This window comes from Rhizobium sp. SRI_017, from assembly GCF_057586295.1.
The window spans coordinates 192,209-211,786 of record NZ_JBYCZP010000012.1 but is presented as its reverse complement, the minus strand read 5'-3'; the positions used below and the strand labels follow the sequence as shown (position 1 = coordinate 211,786).

The window sequence follows — 19,578 nt, the reverse complement described above, 5'->3', positions numbered from 1 at the left end:
GCCCGAAGCTGACATGGTCGGAAATATGTAGCAAATGCCACAAGTTGCCGAATGCAGAGGGATTGCCTCCTCTGGGCGACCACGCTCCATTGATGGCCACCACGCGAACCAAATCTGGGTACGAAACTACCCGGATTTGGCAATTTAATAACACTGTTGACATTCTGCGAAAATTCGATTTTCGTACCCGAAATGGGTATGTTCTTACCATAAGTGGGTATCACAATGTCGAGCGCCGGTTTTCTGCTTTCAGAGCGCCAACAAAACGTATTGCGGGCGTTAATCCTGCACGGTGAGCGTGAATTGTCTGTCTCCGATCTCATACGGATCGCGGGACCGGGCAACGGGGCGACGCAAAGAGTTCTCGACACCTTCGAGGAAGCCGGCATTGTTACGAGGAGAGCAAGGGGAAACCAGCGACTTTTCAGCGTGAACAAAAAGCATCCCATCTACCCTGAGCTACGTTCAATCTGCCTCAAGACCTTCGGTTTGGCTGACGTGATCTCCGATGAGTTGGCCAGGTTCGCTCCCAACATCGAAACTGCTTTCGTTTTCGGCTCCATTGCAAAGGGGGATGAGTGGGCGGATAGTGATGTCGACCTCATGGTCGTGGGTGAGGTCGATTATTTCGAACTAGGCGAAGCCATCGAGACCATGAAAGGCGTACTTGGACGTGACATTCATCTACATCTACACACGCCTGCCGAATGGAACGACTTGCAGTCCGACCGCGTGATCCGGGCGATCAACAGCGAACCTCGCATCATGGTGGCCGGCGCATGAAGTGGCAGGAGAACATCGACAATCTCGTTTGAATCGGAACGTTCAAGCGAACCGACTACATTGCGGACGATCTGCGACAATACGTTCTTAATGCGAAAGAGTATCTCGCAGATGCAGAGAGGGCGTATTCGTAAGAACTATTCAAGAAGATGACCCGATGACCGCAATTGATGGCTCTTCAGAGACCTTAGGTGTCGGCTCCGTTTCGTCCTAAGAAGTCATGGACTGCAGGTCGACCGGTGGCGATAGGAAAAAACAAACGGCCGCGTTCGTCCTCGGAAGCTCCAATTCGCCCCTGATGAGACGTCGTGCCCGGCATCAACGCGCCAGCATGAGGCCCACGAGATAAACCGCCCACAGCGACTCGACACTGAAACCCGGATGAGCAGCAGCCATCTCTTTCAATATCGCCTCGTCATGGCCGCTATCCTTGATTCCAGTGCAAGCCTCGCGCAGTTGCTCTGCCCAGTACTTCTCCCCCCAGCCCGTGGCGCTTTGTCGAAGCGCCGCTACTCTTCCCCGAATATCGTCGGCCTCGCTCGGTGACAGGCCAGATAGGCATGCGCCAGCATCCAGGTGTTGCGAGACATCTCGGACATGCCTGCCGTTGAACAGCTCGACCGTGAGAAGCGCATCGGCTGGAGACATAGCCCCTATGCGCTGCTCCACGCCTTGGCGCGACCATCGCCATAGGTGATCGCTTTGCGTGTCCGAAGACACATCCGTGTTTTCCTCCACCATCGCAATCCTGTGTTTCAATACGCGGCGTAACCGCAGACGGGCCGACATCCACAGTTGCGACCGAGTTCGACCTCGAACCTTGGCCGCGGCTAAAAGCCATACATCGCAATGATGACGCCGAAGGCGATGACGAACAAGATGCCGACGAACGTCAGCGCGCTTGCGATGAGGGCGGCCGCGATCGGATAGACGTTGCGCCATGCAAGCGTTGCCGCTGCGATCGCAAGAAGGGCGACATCACGACGATGGCCGGTGCAACTTTGCCATCGCCTGGAAAATCGAATCCTTGCTCAACGACGGACGGCAGCGTCGAAAGCCAGCCCAGCATGATGCTGCCGGCGACTGCAAGGGTGGTGCCGCGAAGATCATGGCTGACGGCCAGCATGAAAGCACGACGGCGGCGACCGCCTGGAGCCCACCCAGCGTCGCCGCGGTCCACGCACCGAGCCCGGAGGCCGGCTTCAGTACCCCCATGAACAAGTATGCCACGAACGGGAGACCCGAACCTGCCTGCAGCACAGCCGTGAAAACGAGCAATGGCCATGCCGCCTGTGCCGCCAGAGATTTGTCTGCTGGTATTCGCCTGCCATTTTGATCTCTGAAACTCGCACCCCCTCGGCTGAGCATCAGCCAACACAAGGGTTATCCACACTAAGTTCGGCGGCGTGCACCTTAACATAGCTACGACATAGTCGCGAAAGGCCTGCGGTTCCCTCCTTTTGTTAGATGTTGATTCCCGCGCGAAAGAAATCAGGGCAGTATATCTTGAAAGCAATCTGTCTCTCGCGCCAACGGCGGCGAAGACAGGGGATACTTCCCAGTCTCCAAGCCTCTGATTGGCCCGAAGCGGCAATGAATTCCGCGTTTGGCCCATCGCAGGCATGGGCATTTTTTGGCCAGAACGGACACACGCCATGGCGGCAAGGTTCTTTGCTCAACGTTTTGCCGAAGCTGGACGGCAACTAGGTTGGGTTCTTGTTGGCGCGTTGACGCTGGTTGCCGATCTGAGCTGCACTCAAAAACCTACCTAACGTGTGGGTGACCAGGCGTATCGATTCCAAAGGAAAATCTGCCGCTCCGCTCGCGCGCCATCGGTCAGGCAAAAGCATAGCCGTGCATGTCTTCTCTTGGCGCTGTCCGGAAACTCACCGTCGCTGCTTTACCTTTGCAGTGAGGTCTAAATGCCCGAGCCCTCGAGCTCCCGATCGTCTTCACCGTCCCAAGCGGTGGGCAATGTCATGTGCTCGAGATTGGCTGTAGGCAGCGGCATCCAGCACTTCAATTCCGACTCGGCATATTCAATGACCTTGCCTGGCGCGGAATCGGAGGAGCGCCAGCCCTCTCCGCCGAACTGATCGCCATTCGACCAGAAGGCGAGGTCAACGGCTCCGGGGCCCTGTTCGGTCGGACGGATCGTCACAAGGACGCGGCTGCCGTCTCTCGGCGCGGTTCGCATATGTCGCCAGTTGCTCAGCTCGTCCATTGCACCCTCTTTACAATAATCACCACAGGGGAGTGTCGTCGCGCGATACGGACGTCGATACAAGTCGCCAGCCGCCGCCGCTGCCAGTAATGTGCGATCTGATGCGCGGGTTCCGCAGATGGCCCGAAGCGGACGTCAGGGTTGAAACCCCTCAGGCTCACTTTATGAGTTTGACCGTCGTTCCTTGCGGACCCACCCCTTCAGGCACGGGAACGAGTGTGGAATCATAATCTGTGTTCAGCACCAGGTTTGGTCCCTTGGAAAGCTTCAAACGTCTAACGACGACCGCGGTATAGGCCGAAGCGTCGGCGACCTTGTTGTTGGCGTCCACGATCAGATTGCCTTGGGGAAGATAGACCGTCCCGAGAAGATTCCTGGCCTTGTTGCTCGTGATTACGAAATCGGCCTCTGCGGATTGCCTATCCTGGAAAAAGATCAGACCTGCCAAGGGTCCGTCTTTCGGAGCTTCGATGTTGACGACAGAGCTGCTCTCGAAGACGAATGACGCGTCGGTTCCGGTGAAATAGATTCCCACACCCGCCCCATCGACCTGTGAGGCGGATTGGACCACGAACGGTCCATCCTTCATCACGTAGACCCCGGGCTTCAGCGTCACATTCGAACTAGAGCGGATCGTAAGTCCCCCGCAATAGACACCCGGCGAAAGCGTACCGGTGAAGTTCTGGTAGACCGCGTCCCTTTCTTTGCACATTCCCACAGGAGGCGATGGCCTTGAGGAAAGGGGATCGCTTACTGCCGGACAGTCCGTGAGCGGCAGCTTATCGAAGTTCTTTGTCGCCCCGGAGAATCCCCCAGCCGAACAGGTCAGGTCCGAGACGAGCTTGGCGTTTCCCAGCGACTGCAAGCCCGTTTGGCTTGCCGAGTTCGAATACACCGCGCAGTCGGGTGCGGACAGCATGGCGTTGGTGTCCATCGAAACAGTGCCGGCATCGGATTCATGCAGGCCGATGACGCAGATGTTGGAATGGTTCGACGCCTGAGCCGTCGACTTCACCCTGATCTGCGGACTTCCCTGAAAATATCCGATCACGAAGTATCCCCGGTGATCCTGTTCCAGCGTCACGGTGACCTGTTTGGCCTGGGCATCCACCTTGACCTGCGCGGTGAATTCGCCCGAGATTGAATTCCGAACGTTCGCGTCGATGTAGGATTCAACCACCGCCTTGGCCGAGCTTTCCGACCAACCGCTCAGCCCGCCTTCTTTTGCGGCGGCAAGAGCCGCCGCGTCGGCCGCCGATTGCAGTTCATCCTTGTGGACTATGAATGACCCCATGTCGATCGCGCCTCCCGTGAGGCCGATCAGCATGGGGGCGAGCAGCGCGAAACTGAGCGCCATATTGCCCTGTCGACAAAGGAGCAATTTGCGCAACCAACGCGCCGTCATCCAGCGCTCCGGGTCCGGAAATCGAAGGAGCGATGATCGCGCAGCAGACGTTTCACCGCTGTTTCCGGCTCCGGCCTCGCGAAGAGGAAGCCTTGGACGCGATCGATGTCCGCTTCGAGAGCCACGCCCAGTTCGGTGTGGTTCTCCACGCCTTCTGCGACCGTCACAAGCTCGAGGTCACGAGCAAGTTCCGCCGACGAGTTCACGAACCTGCGGGTAATGGGATCGCGGACGGCACCCGCGATGATGGAGCGGTCGAACTTCAGTTCCGAGAACGGACATTGACGCAGAAGTTCGAAATTTGACGCGCCGGTGCCGTAATCGTCAAGCGAGAGACGAAAGCCGGTCATTCGAAGTCTTGCGAGCGCCTCTATCAGGCGCGACGTGTTCCTGGGCAGGCTCTTTTCGGTAACTTCGAGACAGATCGATTTGGGGTCGATGCCAGCTTCCCTGACGGATTGCACAATCTCGGCGACGGACTGTGGCTGCTCTAGGACCGACGCGTCGAAGTTGATCGAGACGGTATGGGCGATCCCGTTTTGCCGCCATGTCTTGGCGTCCTCCAAGACACGCGCGCAAATCCGCAGCGACACTTCGGTCAGGTGGTCGCCGTCCCGAAGCGAGTCGAACAGCTTTGACGGTCCGTGAATCTGCCCATCCGTCGTACAGAGCCTGATGAGAGCCTCGACTCCTTTGATATCGCCGGACGAAAGCTCGAACTGCGCTTGATAGTAGGGGGTCAGGTCGTATTGGTCGTCTTGGAGGATGATCTCAGTCGCTTGGCTGCGGACTCGATGTGGAAGATGGCGGCCGAGTTCGAGCATCGCCTTCACTTCCGAAAGCTGGAGCGGCTTTCGCAACGCGCCCGCGATCGAGACCCCGAGCATCCGGCCCATCGTTTGGGCCGACTGGAGGATCGCGCGGTCTTCTCCGCTCGAGATCACCACATGACCCTTGAACCCGGCCTCAGAAGCAGCGCGTAAGAAGGCAAGCCCATCCAGGTCGGGCATGTTGAGGTCAAGAAAGACGAAATCGATCGGAGCGCTGCCGTTCAATTCCCGAAGGCCGTCCTTGGCGTTTGACGTCGTTACGACTGGACCATGCGTCAAAGATTTGAGCACGCCTTCGGCAACAAGATTGAACATCGGGTCGTCGTCGACCACCAAGCAACTCACGTCGTAGGCCATGGCTTTCTCCTCCTCCGATGTCAGCACAGGAAAGAAAAGAAAGGCTTACTTCGCTGTATTAGCGGGCGCTCGGTCTGGTTTCCCACAACACGAAAAATCAACTTTCGGACGCTATGGTCGAGGAAAGGTTAACTTTAGTACGGAATCTTGGCACGATGGCTGGCACGTCGATTTCCGGACGAATCGCGAAAACAGTCGTATCTGCCGTCGGACTTGGCATCGCAGCCGGCGTTGGGCTGTTTCTGTTCCATGATTTCCAGCAGGCGCTCAAGCTCGAGAAGGCAAGGTTCGAAAGTGCCGCATACGCCTTTGCAGCAGCGGCGAGCGACGCTGTGGCCGGGCAGGACAAGAGGAAAAGCCTCGAGGTCTTGCGCGGCGTGCGCGGACTGCCGGAAGTCGTCTACATCGCCGCTCGAGGGATGGACGGTAAGTTGATCGCCGAGATCGGAACAGGCGTGAGCCTCGTCCCAAGCAGTTCCAGCAGCTTTATGGGCGAATTTTTCCCAGCCACTCTGACCACTGAGGTTGAAGTCCAAAACGCAGGGCGGGTCGTCGGCTCCGTCGAATTGCAGGCGCAGATCGATGGATTGCGGAGCCGCTACGTCGATGCACTCCTGTTCTCGGGTACAATAGGGCTGTTGCTCGTGGCCGTCACGGCACTCATTTCCCGCATGCAGATCAAACGCATCGTCAAGCCTTTGAAGTCGTTAGCGTCCGAGTTCCAGGACATCGGAAAGCGGACAGACCTGCGCAGGCGGCTTTCGAAGGAGCGGGATGACGAGGTCGGCGTTCTCGTCGATGCATTCAACGAAATGTTCGCGCATATCGACGACCGCGACAGGCAACTCGAGCGGCATCGTGAGACGCTTGAGGACACTGTCGAGGAGCGCACTGCTGAACTGAGGCTGGCAAAAGAGGACGCCGAGACCGCAAATGCGGCCAAATCCGATTTCCTTGCCACAATGAGCCACGAAATCCGCACCCCCATGAATGGCATGATGGTGATGGCCGAGATGCTGGCAGCCGCCCCGCTTGCGCCGCGCCATCTACGCTATGCTGAGATCATTACTCGGTCCGGCAAGAACCTGCTTCACATTATCAACGACATTCTCGACTTCTCCAAGATCGAGTCGGGCAAGATCGACCTTGAGTCGGTTGAGTTCTCCTTGGATGGCTTGATCGAAGACGTCGCATACCTCTTCGCCGAACGGGCGCGGGAGAAGGGGCTGTCGCTGGCGATCCGCATATCGCCCTCGGTTCCCGCGCGCGTGTTTGGCGATCCTACGAGACTGAGCCAGATCGTTGGGAACCTGGTCAACAACGGCCTGAAGTTCACAAGCCAAGGCGGTGTCACCATCTCCGCCTGCAGTTCAGCCCAAGGAGACGTCATCATTGCTGTCGAAGACACAGGCATCGGCATCGCGCGTGATCAGGTCGACCGCATTTTCACGCGCTTCTCGCAGGCCGACGAGACGATCACGCGCAAGTTCGGCGGAACGGGTCTTGGTCTCTCGATATCCAAACGTCTATGCGAATTGATGGATGGAAGCATACGTGTCGAAAGCACTGTCGGCGAAGGTTCGCAATTCATCCTCTCCATCCCCTTTGAGGTTGCGGAAGAGGGCAGTGGTGTCGAATCGGGCGGGGTAGCGTCGATCCTGCTCATTGAGTCCGATATGATCTCCAGGAGAGCGCTCGAACGCTCGTTCGCCGAACGCGGCGTTGAGATATTGCCAGTCGATACCCCGCGTCGACCGGATGCGATTCTTCTTCGGTCGGGCGAGCGAATACCCGCGCAAGTCGAAGTCTCCGACCTCCCCATCATATTGCTTCGCCCGTTCGCCGGGACAACGGCGGCGCTTTCGGACGGGGTCACGCCGCTCCACGAGTTCAGCCTTCCACTTTCGAGGGCAAACCAGAACCTGATCTGTCGCGCGCTATCGACAGGCGACTACACTGAGTTGGGTACGATACAAAACGAAAGGCAGGTCGTTCAGCGCCCCGACTTGTCGAACCTGCGCGTTCTCGCCGTCGACGACATGGCCGTGAACCGGGAAGTCCTGTCGGAGGCTCTCAAGACTTTCAACATCGCCTGCGACTTGGCCGAAAGCGGCCCAGATGCGATTTCGAAGGTCAGGGAGCGGACTTATGACGTGATCTTCATGGATTGCTCCATGCCGGAGATGGATGGCTTCGAGGCGACCCGAGCTATCCGTACCGAGGAACAAATGCTTCGCCGGGAGCGCAGTTTTGTCGTCGCCCTCACCGGACACGTCATGGGCGGGGACGCGGGACGGTGGCGAGAGGAGGGAATGGACTCCTATCTGGCAAAGCCTTTCAATATCGAACAGCTTGACAAGGTGTTCCGCAATGTCGGGTCCGCCAATCAGGCGGGTGAGATGGTGAGCCCATCAGGGAATCCAGGAGAGGGAGGTCGGGATTTCTCCGACCAGCCGCTCCTGTCGCCTGACAGTCTGGCCATGTTCGAAATGGTACGACAGGCGACGGGCAATGACATAAGGGCGAAGGTCTACGATCTGTTCAAAGTCAGCGTCTTCGAGGCGTTCGCCGCCGCCGCGGAAGAGATCGAAGCTGAAGGCACGAAGGCCAAGGACCTCATCCATGGGCTGAAGTCCAATTGCTCGAGCGCCGGCGCATATCGGGCAACGCTGTATTGTGAGGACATCGAGAACATAATCGCTGCGGGCAGGTTCCCCGGAAAGGATCAGCTGGCATCGCTACGGAGGTCGTTAGAGGAAACGGTCGAAGTGATGGACGACAAGGGCGCACAGATATCAGTCGTGAGTCTCTCCCATAAGTAGAGGGCGCATCCAAGGCTACGTTCGATCAGCAAGTCGTTCCGTTCTGATTCGGAGGCAACAAGTGCATTCCAACTGAGGCGACGGCTGCTTGTGGCGCAAAGCGGCGGGGCTGGGCATACGGAAACGGAAATCATTTCCGCTTCCGAGCGCTTTATGCGTTTGATCTTACAAGTCTCTGTGTACTCAGGCCCCCGCAACCAAATCAAAAAGCCCGCTAAACCATATGGTTAGCGGGCTTTTCGTTTCCTCTGTAGGACTTGTCATCCGGGCTAAAATCGTCACCCATCGTCACGGTGGGATGCCTTCAATTGCCATCCTAAGGTCATGACAAGATCTGCCGTTGAATTGAACGGGCAGCCGGGATGTTCGCGAAGGTTCAGGTTTTCAAGGGTGAACGTGACGCCCTCGTCTTCCGCCATGTCGCAGATGCGGTGAAGGGTATCGCGTGCTTTCAGCCACATGCCCGGTGCGACATGTGCCATTTGCTGAATGGGCAGCCCCTGATCTCCGAGACCAGTACCATGAAGGTTCAGGCGATGAACACCAAGGCGCTTGCCAACCTGTGCGGTATCGCGGGCGGACCTGAGGAGGAGTTCGGCACCCTCTGCATCCGCCAGTCGACCTTCAAGATAGCCGTTCATGATCGTAAAGGTCGCACCAGTCTTTTCGAGCGCATCAAGGTCCCAGGCGGGATAATTTCACAGGCCGACACCAAAACCCATCTCATGCAGGCGGGCTGCTCGCCAATGGATCGGTTTGTCCTGCCACAGCATCTCGGCACAGGCTGCCAGTTGAAAGCTCATGTCAGATATCCTGCAATTTGAAATCGGCTGGGGCGACTGGCATGACGCCCCTCAGAAGGGTCACGGATTTCTCGAGCCCTTCGAGCGAGTTAAGGAGGACGTCCTCATGCTCGATGGAAAGCCAGCCGTCATAGCCTGCCATCTTCAGGCGATAACAGAACTGCCGCCACCATTCTTCGCCATGGCCGAAACCGAGCGTGATATAGGACCAACTGCGTGCCGGGATATCCGTAAGGCTGCCGTTTTCAAGGAGGCTGGTCGTGGCCTGCTTCGGGGCGTTGAGGAACGTGTCCTTCGCATGGACGTGATAGACGGCATCGCCCAATGCTTCCGCCGCGATCAGCGGATCGGCCCCCATCCAGAAGAGATGCGAGGGATCGAGGTTGGCCCCAACGACCGGGCCGACTTCGTTGCGGAGCCTGAACAGAGACGGCACGTTGTAGACGCACTGATTGCCGTGCAGTTCGAGTGCGATCTTCTCGACACCGCATTCCTTCGCGAGCGTCACGATTTCCGTCCAAAACGGGAAGAGCTTTTCTTCCCACTGGTATTTGAGGATCGCCTGGGTTTCCGGCGGCCAGGAGGAGACCACCCAATTCGGCATGGTGTCGGTGGGGTTGCCCGCAGGCAGGCCCGACATGGTGCAGACCGTCCTGATGCCCATCTCGCCTGCGACACGGATGGTGTTTTTCAGGTCTTCGCTCTGAGCGGGATCGGTGGGATGCAGAGGATTCCCGTTGGCATTGAGACTGATGACTTCGAGCCCACGGTCAGAGAAGGACTGCCGGAACTCCTTCTGCGCGGCCGTGTTGCCGAGCATGTATTTCAGGTCGAAATGGGGAGCGGTCGACCAGCCGCAGGTGTTGACCTCGACGCCCGAGACACCCATGCGGGCAGCATTGTCGAGAAGGTCATTGAGCGGCATGCCCCCAAGGCTGTCGGATACGAAACCCAGTTTCATGCGTAGAACTCCGGCTTGGAAATCATTTTGACGGGTTGCTTCTGCCCGGAAGCGAGTGCTTTGACGCCTGCCTCGGCGACCACGGCAGCGGCATAGCCATCCCAGCAGCTCGATGCGAATTCCGGGAAAATGCCTGTCTCGACGAAGCGTAGGAAGGCGCGGTTCTGGCGGCGATAGGCATCGAAATAGCGGCCTCGCCAATCGGCATCGTAGCCAGTATGAACACCCAGTGACTGCTCCAGCCGCGTATAGGCGACATGGTTCGAGGCCATGCTCGCCTGCTCGCCGACGAGTTCGGCACGGACATCATAGCCGTATGCCGCGTTGTTATTGATCTCGATGTTGACGAGTTGACCATATGAGGTTTCGAGAACCATGAAGACTGGTGCAACCCTGGCATCCGACCGAACGGGCTGGAAGGCCGAAATCGCGGCATATTCAGTTCCGAGCACATAGCGGACCACGTCGAACTCATGTGGCGCGGAATTGGTGATCGCCATAGCCCCCGTAAAGTCCGAAGCGGGCGTTTCCACGTTGCGGTGGAAGTTGTGCATCATCAGCGCCCGGCCAAGTTTGCCGTTCGACAATGCCTGCTTCATCTCGCAATAAGACTGGTCATACCGGCGCATAAAGCCGAGCTGGACGAAGCGCTGACCCGCTGCCTGTTCCGCCTGCATGACGGAAAGACAGTCTTGGGAGGACGGGGACAGCGGTTTTTCGCACAGCACCTTCTTGCCCGCCCGAATGCAGGCCGCGGACAGGGGTGCATGGGTAAAATCGGGGCTCGCGACAATAACGGCATCGACATCTGAACGGGCGATCACCGCTTCAGAATCGCAAGCCACATCGGCTGCACCATGGGCATCGGCTACGCTTCGAGCCCGCGCCCCGTCCATGTCGCAAACCACCTGGAGGACTGCTCCCGGCATTTCCTCCGCAACGATCTTGGCGTGGTCCGCGCCCATCAGCCCCGCGCCAATGACTGCTACTCGCACCATTGGACAAACTCCTTCCTGTCAGTTGGCGTCATGGCCAACTGTTTCAAGTCAACAAAAACGATTGTTAAAAGGCTATATCAGCCTTCCCTCAGTGTGCAGGCGGTGGCGGATGGCCGCCGTGGGTTTCCAAATATCCATCGACGGAGGCCTCTAGGTCAGCCATGGATTCTCCGCCCGCCATCAGGTCTGCAATCTGCTCTCGGGTTTTTTCGCCCTTGCGGAAATCGGCGGCGATCGCGCCACGTATGAGAACCGCAAAATGATCACCAACCGCCATGGCATGCATCACCTGGTGGGTGATGAAGATCACTGCCAGGCCACGACGCTTGGATTCGTTGACGATGCGCAGCACGTGCGCAGCCTGCTTAACACCCAATGCGGCGGTCGGCTCGTCGAGGATCAGCACGCGGGCACCGAAATAGACCGCACGGGCAATCGCGAGAGACTGCCGCTCGCCGCCAGACAGACCGCCAACCAGACGGTCACCATCGGTAATACGGGTAATTCCCATCTTCTGGACCTCTTCCACGGCGACCCTGTTTGCGGTCTTGCGGTCGAAATACTTGAACGGTCCAAACCCCTTTGTCGGCTCGGAACCCATGAAGAAATTTCGGCCAATCGACATCAGCGGATAAGTTCCACCGAACTGATGCACGGTCGCAATTCCTCGCTCCTGCGCCTCGCGGGGGCTGGAGAAGACCGTCGGCTGCCCATCCATCAGGACCTCGCCGCGGCTAGGCTGGTAAACACCAGAGAGCGTCTTGATGAGTGTGGATTTTCCTGCACCATTGTCGCCAAGGAGGCAAAGTACCTCACCCGGGCTCACCTTCAGGCTGATGTCGTTCAGGACATCGATGGGCCCAAAGGATTTATCGACATTGCGAAGTTCGAGAACGGGCTTCGTGTCGGACATGTCGTTCTCCTTACTTCTTCTTGGGTGCCGACCAGCTGGTCGCCAGATGACGGAAAGTGTCGTTGAGGAGAACGGCAATCAGAAGCATGACACCGATAATCAGGAAGGACAGGTTTCTATCGATGTCGGTAAAGCCGATGGCCTGAGTGACGATGGAAAGCGTCAGGATACCGAAGACAATACCCATCACGGTACCGAAACCGCCAGTGAGCAGGACGCCGCCGACGACGACCGAAATGATGGTGTTGAAGATCAGGCCGAAGTTTGCCTGCGAGGTTGCAGAACTGAAGGTCATCACCTGAAGGACACCTGCGAAGGCAGCCGAGGTGGAGCACAGCATGAAGAGGCCAATCTTCATCCGAGCAACAGGAATACCTGCGTTTCGGGCGCTCTCCTGGTCACCACCAAGGGCGAACACCCAGCTCCCCTTCGGAGAGTAGTGAAGGAAAAAGGTGAAAGCTGCGATCAGACCTGCCCACCATAACACCGAGGAATTGAATCCATATACCTTTCCGCCGAAGAGCGACTTGGCCCAGGCGGGCGCATGGTAGAAGGAGTTCGTGTTGTTGATGAAGAAGATCGACAGGTAGAGTGTGATCCCGGCTACCGCAAAAAGCGTCGCCAGTGTCACGATGAAGGAGGGCACCCGGGTTCTCGTGACAATGAAGCCATTGATGAAGCCGATAAGTGCGCCAATGGCCAAAGCTGCTGCCACGCCCACCACGACCGGCATCTTGTAGTGTTCACAAATGATCGCGACAGTCATCGTTGCCGCAGGCAAGACCGCACCCGTCGAGATATCCAGCTCCCCAGCAATCATCAGGAAGCCGACAGGGATTGCAATCATGCCGATCAGCGAGGCGAAATTGACCCATGTCGTTACCCCAGGAATGGAGAGAAAGTTGCGGCTGTATCCAAAAATCGAAAAGAGAATGAAGACCGCCACAAATCCCATGAAAGCACCTGCTGCAGGGCTGCGAAAGAAGTCCTTGATTGAAGAGCTGGCCGCCTTTCTCTCAACGCTGGAAGCTTGGACAGGGATGGTTTGTTGATTTGTGGCGGTCATGGAAGCAAATCCTCATTTTATCTACGCGGGGTCGCAGTATGTTCGGCCCTCGTCGAGGCCCGGCATTGCAACTTGCCGGGCCCCGGTCCTGGGAGGACTTAGCGTGCGCCGAGCTTCACGCCTTCAATCGCCGAAGCGACATTCGACTTGTCGACGATGGCCGGACCGGTCAGTACCGGCTTTGTGGCAATCGCGGTGCCGAACTTCAGGTTCGCGAAGAGCATGGAGGTAGACAGGAAGCCCTGCAGATAAGGCTGCTGGTCGATTGCAAAAGTCTGAGTGCCGTTCGAGATGCGATCCAGAACCGAGGCGGACATGTCAAAGGTACCGAGCTGAATCTTGCCAGTCTGGCCCTGCTGCTCGATGGAGTTGGCAGCAGCATCCGCGGCCCATGCTGCAAGCGTGATGACGGCGTCGATGGTCGGATCGGCGATCAGCTCGGACTTGATGGCTTCAGAGGTACCATTCATGTCCTGGTCGAGGTTTGCGGGAACGCGCAGGATGAAGGTGCTTGCGCCTGCTTCCTTCGCACCGGCTTCGACACCCTTGCAACGGGTTTCGAGATTGACTGCGCCCGGATTCTGGATGTGGCAGAGGATTTTCTTTGCGCCGTGCTTGGCGAGATATTTGCCGCCTTCAACACCGGCGAGATACTCATCCGACCCGAAGTAGTTCAGGGCATCATAGTTGTCCATTTCGCTCTGGCCGGCGTTGAACGACATGATGACAACACCCTTCTCACGCGCGGCCTTGAGTGCAGGGGTTTCAGATTCAGGCAGCCAGTTCGGGATCGCGATGCCTTCAGCACCCTGTGCTACGGCCTGTTCGATCAGCGACGCGAGGTCGGGACCGAAGTTGTCGTAGTTCTGGGTCTGCATGAAGTTGACCGTGCCGCCATTGGCTTCAACCATCAAACGCGCATCATCGACGCCCTTCTTCACCATGTTCCAGAAGCCATCCTGGGCAGAGCCCACGATGACGGCGATGTCCTTGTCACCGGCATATGCGCTGGATGCCAACAAAGCAGCCATTGCGGCGGTGGCGATTTTCTTGATGAACGACATGTCGAATTCCTCCTCAGGTTAAAGCCGCACGGATGCGGCTCGACATTTGTTTTGGCCGTTTGGCCGATCCCGACAGGCACGCACAGGGACGCGATCTCAACGCAGCTGTGCCACGCCGAGTGTTTTCGTTCGAATTGTGCGCTGGGCCTCCCCCAATGCGCTGACGGCTCGAAAATGAATGAACGCCATCAGCGCCCAATGAATGCTACGTTGACATCTTTCACGTCAATGTGGATTAATATCGCTTCAGAAAATCATCTCAAATCGTTTCCATGAGCGCCCTAAATGAAGTGATCTGAGATTCCAACTTTCCGCGAAATGGATTTTTTTGAAATGAAGAGGCCAACCATTCCAGACCTTGCGAAGGCGGCCGAGGTATCGATTTCTACGGTCAACCGTGTGCTGGCCGAGCCTGAAACGGTTCGCAGCAGCACGCGCGCACTCGTCCTCGCAGCGGCTGAGGAAATCGGTTTTTATGGCCTTGGCACGATCAAACATGCAGCGAAAGCTCCCGAGATTGTACACCGTCTCGGGGTACTGCTGCAGCGAAGAGAGCGCCGGTTTTATCGGTTGCTTGGCGATTCCATCACGCACGCCGCCGAAGTCTACCCGGAGGGAAACATCGAACTGACCGTTGAATACATGGAGGACCTGACTCCAGAAAAGGTAGCGGCGCACATCGAATCCCTGGGCGCACGTTGCGAAGCTTTGGCAATTGTTGCGCCCCAGCATCCGGCTGTGGCCGATGCCATCGATAACGTGTTGGAGAAAGGAGTTCCCGTAGTCTCGCTGATTGGACCACTCACGGCAAAGGGCGGGATCAGTTTTGTTGGGCTCGACAATTGGAAAGTGGGGCGCACCGCCGCATGGGCTTTCGACCGCATGGTGCGGGAACCGGGCAAGATAGGCATTCTTGTCGGCAGCCATCGCCTGCGAAATCAGGAAATGAACGAAAGCGGCTTCCGCTCGTATTTCCGCGAGCATAACTGTGGCTTCACGCTCCTTGAACCCTTGCCGACCTATGAGTCCGCAGTGGTTGCACGTGAGCATGTAGAAAAACTTCTGACGGACCACCCCGATATGTGCGGACTTTACATATCAGGCGGTGGTGTGACGGGCGCAATAGCAGCGCTTCGCGCCACTCCCAAACGAGATGACTTCGTTGTTGTGGGCTATGAACTCTTTGAGGATACACGCGCCGCTTTGATTGATGGAACATTTTCCTTGCTGATTGCGCATCCGATTGAGCGGTTTGGCAGCGAAACCATAGCTACCCTGATGAAAGCCAAGAGTGCGGGGCGCGACATGGGAGTCTTCCGCGTTACATTTCCCTTCGACATCTATAGCCCGGAGAGCGTCTAAGCGGGAATCGCGAACAGGAGCTTGACCACAACGAGCAAAGTGGAAATGATTTCCGCATCATTTGTCGCTAAAAGCCCGAATTTACAAGCCTCTGTGCGTTCAGGCCCCCACAACCAAATCTTGAAGTGAAAACAATACGAAAGCCCTCCTACCAAGGAGGGCTTCGTGCGTTTGGAGCCTGGCACACGCCAGAGTAGGTCACTTGTGACGGTGACCTGCCACTGCATCGCTTGCCTTCGGACATAGTCTCCGCCGTCAGGCCGACGCCCTCTGACAGATCAGTTGCGTTCTTCCCAGATGGCAGCAAGTGCGACGAGTGTCTCGACGGTCTTCTCCATGTCCTGCCGGCTGACCCATTCGAGTGGCGAATGAAAGGCATGGCCGCCGTCAAAGATGTTGGCGCAGGGCAGGCCCATGAACGACAGGCGCGAACCATCCGTGCCGCCGCGGATGTTGCCACGCACGGGCGCCAGGCCCACGCGGCGGGCCGCTTCCATGGCGTTGCCGACGATATCAGGATGACGGTCGAGCACGGCCTTCATGTTTCGATATTGCTCCCGGACCTCCAATGTGTGGGATGAGCCGGGATAGGCGATCATCACGTCGCGGACGATCGCTTCGAGCATCGCTTCTTTCGCCACCAGCCCTTCCTCCGTGAAGTCGCGGACGATCAGACCTATGCTGGCCTTCTCCATCGAACCCGAGAGCGACACCGGATGGACGAAGCCTTCGCGCCCCGACGTCGTCTCTGGCGCCATGTCGCGTGGCAGCCTGTCGATGATGGTGCCGGCGATCTTGATGGCATTTTCCATCCTGCCCTTGGCAAAGCCCGGGTGGATGGCAACGCCCTGAATGGTGATGTCGACACCATCAGCCGAGAATGTCTCGTCCTCGACATGCCCGACCGTGCTGCCGTCGACCGTATAGGCAAATGCCGCGCCGAGCTTGGCAATGTCCACCTTGTCGACGCCGCGGCCGATTTCCTCGTCCGGCGTGAACAGCAGCTTGATCGTGCCGTGCTTGAAATCGGGATTGTCGACCAGGATCTGCGCCATGGTCATGATCTCGGCCAGTCCCGCCTTGTCGTCGGCGCCCAGAAGGGTTGTGCCATCGGTGGTGACAATATCATTGCCGATCTGGTCTCTCAGCGCGGTATGCTCGGACACGCGGATGACCTGCTGCGGGTCGCCCGTCAGCTGGATATCGCCGCCGGCATAGTTCCTGACGATCTGCGGTTTGACATTGGTGCCCGTGAAATCCGGTGCGGTATCGACATGGGAGCAGTAGCAAATGACCGGCACGGCCTTTTCGCTGGTGGCCGGAATTGTCGCATAGACATAGCCGTGCTCGTCGAGATGCGCATCCGTCAGGCCGATTTCGAGGAGTTCGGCCACCAGCAGGAGGCTGAGGTTCTTCTGCTTGTCCGTGGACGGCTGGGTAGTCGACGTAGGATCGGACTGGGTGTCGATCACGACGTAGCGGAGGAAGCGATCAAGTACGGTGTCGGCCATCAACAAATCCTGTCAGATCAATCAAGGGCTCCGACATATAGCTGCCACCTGCGCCGTCGCCAATCACTTCCGTCGGGGAGGCTCTATGAGCCGTCCCCTGTTTTGCGCGCCTTGGCCGCCCGCTCCTGCGCATCGATCAGCATTCTCGTCTTGTCCGTTCCATAGACGATGTCTTCGCTCCTGCGATGCACCGTCAGCTCGACACTGTTCCACTTGCCACCGTGCTTGCTCGCATAGGTGAGCGCCTCGCCAATGCTCGAACATTGAAACGGTTTTGCGTCCGGCAACCAGAATTGCACGGAGCATTCGGACTCGGCATAGGTTTCAAGCGCTTTCATCGGATCGAATGCGGCCATGTCGTTCTCCTTGCGTGCCCAGCCCTCAGACCAGAAGTGAATCCCTGACACAAGCTGAAATCAGGTGACGGGAGCAGCATCGCACCTGACCGCTTTGAAATGTAGTATCGCAATGGCTGCAAATAGCGACCAAAGTCTTTCACGGACGATCGTCGCTCTCCCTTGTTGGCCGGCTGTAGCCCCTGTGGTCCGTCAATCCTGCGACTGGCGAACCTGCTCGCAGAGCCAGGCGCAGAAGCTGCGTGGCGCCGGGCGCTGGTCGCCTTCGCGGATCAGGGCGAAGTACCAATCCGGGCCCTTCAGAACCGTGGCTAGAGGCGCAACGAGCAGTCCATTGTCCAGGAGCGGCCGGAAGAATGTTGGTGACAGCAATGCGACACCGAGGCCGGCCACTGCCGCGTTGGCGGTCAGCTCGAAGATCGAATAGTCGACGCCAACGAAGCGTAATCCGCCCGGCATGGGCCGCTCGGCTCTTGCGAACCATTTGCTCCAATCAGGGTGAGGCAAGAGATCAAAGCGTGCGAGGTCTTCCGGTTCGGCGAGGGCCCGCGAGCCAAGCAGCGTGGGCGCTATCATCGGTGTGACGTCGACCGGTGTGAGAGGGTACTCGTCCAGTCCGTCCCATCCGCCCCTTCCCGTCCGGATGGCAACATCGAAGGCGGTCGGGTTGCGCAGGTCTGAAGAAATGTCGAGTTCGATGGCAGCGCCGCCTGGTGCGGCATAGCCCGACAGTCGCGGCGCCAGCCAGCGGGATGCGAATGTCGGCGGCGCTGTTACACGCAACGGCGCGGTCGCTGCCTGAAACTCGTCGAGTGCATTGTTGATTCCATCCAATGCATGTCGAACCCGGCCCGCCAGTGTCACGGCGGCTGGCGTGGGTACGACTCTCCGACCAACTCGACTGAACAGGGGTTGGCCAAGTTCAGTTTCGAGCGTGCGAATGCGGAGACTCACGGCGGCAGGAGTAAGGGCCAGGCGATCGGCCGCGCTGGCAAAGCTGCCCATGCTGACACACATCTCGAGTATGCGAAGCGATTCAAGCGAGGGACGAATGATTAGTTTCCCTTGTCATATGCGCAAGCAATGCGCGTTTTGTGACTGAGGCGGCGTGGTGCACAGTCGGTGTCACCAGAAGGATAGGAGTTATGCCATGTCGCCGCAATCGAGCAGTGCAACCTTGGTAGCCGGACTCATAGACGTGTTCGCGGATACTTCACTGAGCGGCAATCCATTGGCGGTCGTCGAGGGCGCGGATGCGCTTTCCGACAGCCAGATGCGTCGGATCGCCAGTGAATTCAACCAGGCCGAAACGACCTTTGTCATGCGCAGCGATCGGGCCGACCTGAAGCTCCGGTCTTTCACGGCGGCCGGAGCGGAAGTGGGAGGCGCCGGTCACAACGCGCTCGGAGCGTGGCTTTGGCTGGCGGAAGACGGCAAACTCGGACCTATCCAGGCACCTCGAATTTTCCGGCAGGAAATTGCGGGCGAGATTCTGCCAATCGAACTCCGTCCGGTGGACGGACGGATCTTTGGCCGCATGAAGCAGTCGACGCTCAAGCTGGGAGCCGCACTCGGCGACTTGGCGCCTTTGACGGCGGCTTTGGGCCTCGCCCCCGAGGATGTTCTTTCCGAGCCGGCGCCGCGCGTGGCGGACACGGGAGTGGCGCATCTCCTCGTCCGCCTTCGCGATGTTGCGGCAGTCGACCGCGCGGAACCTGCCGCCAAGGGCCTTCTCAAGGTCCTGAGCGCGGCGTCGGCCGAGGGATGCTACGTCTATGCCGTCGACAGCGCCGCGCCGGATCGTGCCTATGCTCGGTTCTTCAACCCGACGGTCGGGTTGTGGGAAGATGCGGCGACCGGCACTGCCGCCGGCCCCCTCGCGGCCTATCTTGCCAGCGAGGGCATGATCTCCGGCGCCATCGAGATCGAGCAGGGCACGAAGATGGGGCGGCGGAGCATTCTCCGCGTCAGTCTCGCGCCCGAGCCCGAAATTTCCGGAGCCGGCATCATCGTCATGCGCGGCACGCTCACGCTCTGAAGCAGAACGCAACTGCTCCTTCGACACCGCCCTCGCAGCACGCGTGGACGCTCGACCATCCTTGTCCAATCGCCATCACACGCAC

The 19,578-nt window shown here is 58.3% G+C and carries 17 protein-coding genes and 1 pseudogene; 5 read left to right on the top strand and 13 right to left on the bottom strand.

The genetic code is table 11. The features are described 5' to 3' along the window. Positions 1-225: 225 nt before the first annotated feature. Positions 226-783, top strand: coding sequence for a nucleotidyltransferase domain-containing protein (locus AC2YI2_RS24285; RefSeq protein ID WP_487389083.1), 558 nt, complete (start codon positions 226-228; stop codon positions 781-783). A 318-nt stretch (positions 784-1,101) separates the two neighbouring features. Here AC2YI2_RS24285 and AC2YI2_RS24280 read toward each other — a convergent pair whose 3' ends face one another. Then, the gene (locus AC2YI2_RS24280) at positions 1,102-1,524 is read right to left on the bottom strand and encodes a hypothetical protein (RefSeq protein ID WP_487389082.1); all 423 of its coding nucleotides are present in this window, start codon (positions 1,522-1,524) and stop codon (positions 1,102-1,104) included. A 199-nt stretch (positions 1,525-1,723) separates the two neighbouring features. On the opposite strand from AC2YI2_RS24280, the gene AC2YI2_RS24275 reads away from it, so the two are divergent. Beyond that, positions 1,724-2,119, top strand: a complete 396-nt coding sequence (locus tag AC2YI2_RS24275) for a hypothetical protein (protein WP_487389081.1) — start codon at positions 1,724-1,726, stop codon at positions 2,117-2,119. A 582-nt stretch (positions 2,120-2,701) separates the two neighbouring features. Here the strand turns inward: AC2YI2_RS24275 and AC2YI2_RS24270 are convergent. The 3 genes from AC2YI2_RS24270 to AC2YI2_RS24260 form a co-directional block, all read right to left on the bottom strand. Then, a complete protein-coding gene (locus AC2YI2_RS24270; RefSeq protein ID WP_487389080.1) occupies positions 2,702-3,007 on the bottom strand; it encodes a hypothetical protein in 306 nt (101 codons plus the stop codon). A 157-nt stretch (positions 3,008-3,164) separates the two neighbouring features. Then, entirely contained in the window at positions 3,165-4,364 is a 1,200-nt protein-coding gene (locus AC2YI2_RS24265; protein WP_487389079.1) for a pilus assembly protein TadG-related protein, read from the bottom strand. 44 nt (positions 4,365-4,408) lie between these two features. Beyond that, the gene (locus tag AC2YI2_RS24260) at positions 4,409-5,599 is read right to left on the bottom strand and encodes an EAL domain-containing response regulator (RefSeq protein WP_487389078.1); all 1,191 of its coding nucleotides are present in this window, start codon (positions 5,597-5,599) and stop codon (positions 4,409-4,411) included. Positions 5,600-5,754: 155 nt separating this feature from the next. Between AC2YI2_RS24260 and AC2YI2_RS24255 the strand changes: the two genes are divergently transcribed. Then, positions 5,755-8,421, top strand: a complete 2,667-nt coding sequence (locus tag AC2YI2_RS24255; protein ID WP_487389077.1) for an ATP-binding protein — start codon at positions 5,755-5,757, stop codon at positions 8,419-8,421. 332 nt (positions 8,422-8,753) lie between these two features. Here the strand turns inward: AC2YI2_RS24255 and AC2YI2_RS24250 are convergent. The 6 genes and pseudogenes from AC2YI2_RS24250 to AC2YI2_RS24225 all read right to left on the bottom strand — a co-directional run. Next, positions 8,754-9,224, bottom strand: a pseudogene (locus AC2YI2_RS24250) (TIM barrel protein); the annotation flags it as partial. A 1-nt stretch (position 9,225) separates the two neighbouring features. Beyond that, on the bottom strand, positions 9,226-10,185 hold the full coding sequence (locus AC2YI2_RS24245; RefSeq protein ID WP_487389076.1) for a sugar phosphate isomerase/epimerase family protein: 960 nt from the start codon (positions 10,183-10,185) through the stop codon (positions 9,226-9,228). Beyond that, complete coding sequence (locus tag AC2YI2_RS24240; RefSeq protein ID WP_487389075.1) at positions 10,182-11,183, bottom strand: Gfo/Idh/MocA family oxidoreductase; 1,002 nt, start codon at positions 11,181-11,183, stop codon at positions 10,182-10,184. The genes AC2YI2_RS24245 and AC2YI2_RS24240 overlap by 4 nt, the downstream gene beginning before the upstream one ends. Positions 11,184-11,271: 88 nt before the next feature. Next, positions 11,272-12,096: an ATP-binding cassette domain-containing protein gene (locus tag AC2YI2_RS24235; protein ID WP_487389074.1), complete on the bottom strand. Its 825-nt coding sequence runs from the start codon at positions 12,094-12,096 to the stop codon at positions 11,272-11,274. 10 nt (positions 12,097-12,106) lie between these two features. After that, positions 12,107-13,162 (bottom strand): ABC transporter permease, encoded by a 1,056-nt coding sequence (locus tag AC2YI2_RS24230; protein WP_487389073.1) that lies wholly within the window; start codon positions 13,160-13,162, stop codon positions 12,107-12,109. Between the two features lie 98 nt (positions 13,163-13,260). After that, on the bottom strand, positions 13,261-14,226 hold the full coding sequence (locus AC2YI2_RS24225; protein WP_487389072.1) for a substrate-binding domain-containing protein: 966 nt from the start codon (positions 14,224-14,226) through the stop codon (positions 13,261-13,263). Positions 14,227-14,559: 333 nt separating this feature from the next. Here AC2YI2_RS24225 and AC2YI2_RS24220 point away from each other — a divergent pair, with 333 nt between their 5' ends. Continuing rightward, entirely contained in the window at positions 14,560-15,588 is a 1,029-nt protein-coding gene (locus AC2YI2_RS24220; RefSeq protein ID WP_487389071.1) for a LacI family DNA-binding transcriptional regulator, read from the top strand. Positions 15,589-15,866: 278 nt separating this feature from the next. On the opposite strand, the gene pepT is transcribed toward AC2YI2_RS24220, so the two are convergent. The 3 genes from pepT to AC2YI2_RS24205 form a co-directional block, all read right to left on the bottom strand. Then, positions 15,867-17,099, bottom strand: coding sequence for a peptidase T (gene pepT / locus AC2YI2_RS24215; protein WP_487389070.1), 1,233 nt, complete (start codon positions 17,097-17,099; stop codon positions 15,867-15,869). 83 nt (positions 17,100-17,182) lie between these two features. Continuing rightward, entirely contained in the window at positions 17,183-17,455 is a 273-nt protein-coding gene (locus tag AC2YI2_RS24210) for a hypothetical protein (protein ID WP_487389069.1), read from the bottom strand. A 192-nt stretch (positions 17,456-17,647) separates the two neighbouring features. After that, complete coding sequence (locus AC2YI2_RS24205; RefSeq protein ID WP_487389092.1) at positions 17,648-18,508, bottom strand: LysR substrate-binding domain-containing protein; 861 nt, start codon at positions 18,506-18,508, stop codon at positions 17,648-17,650. A 97-nt stretch (positions 18,509-18,605) separates the two neighbouring features. Between AC2YI2_RS24205 and AC2YI2_RS24200 the strand changes: the two genes are divergently transcribed. After that, complete coding sequence (locus tag AC2YI2_RS24200; protein WP_487389068.1) at positions 18,606-19,493, top strand: PhzF family phenazine biosynthesis protein; 888 nt, start codon at positions 18,606-18,608, stop codon at positions 19,491-19,493. The last annotated feature ends 85 nt before the right edge of the window (positions 19,494-19,578 follow it).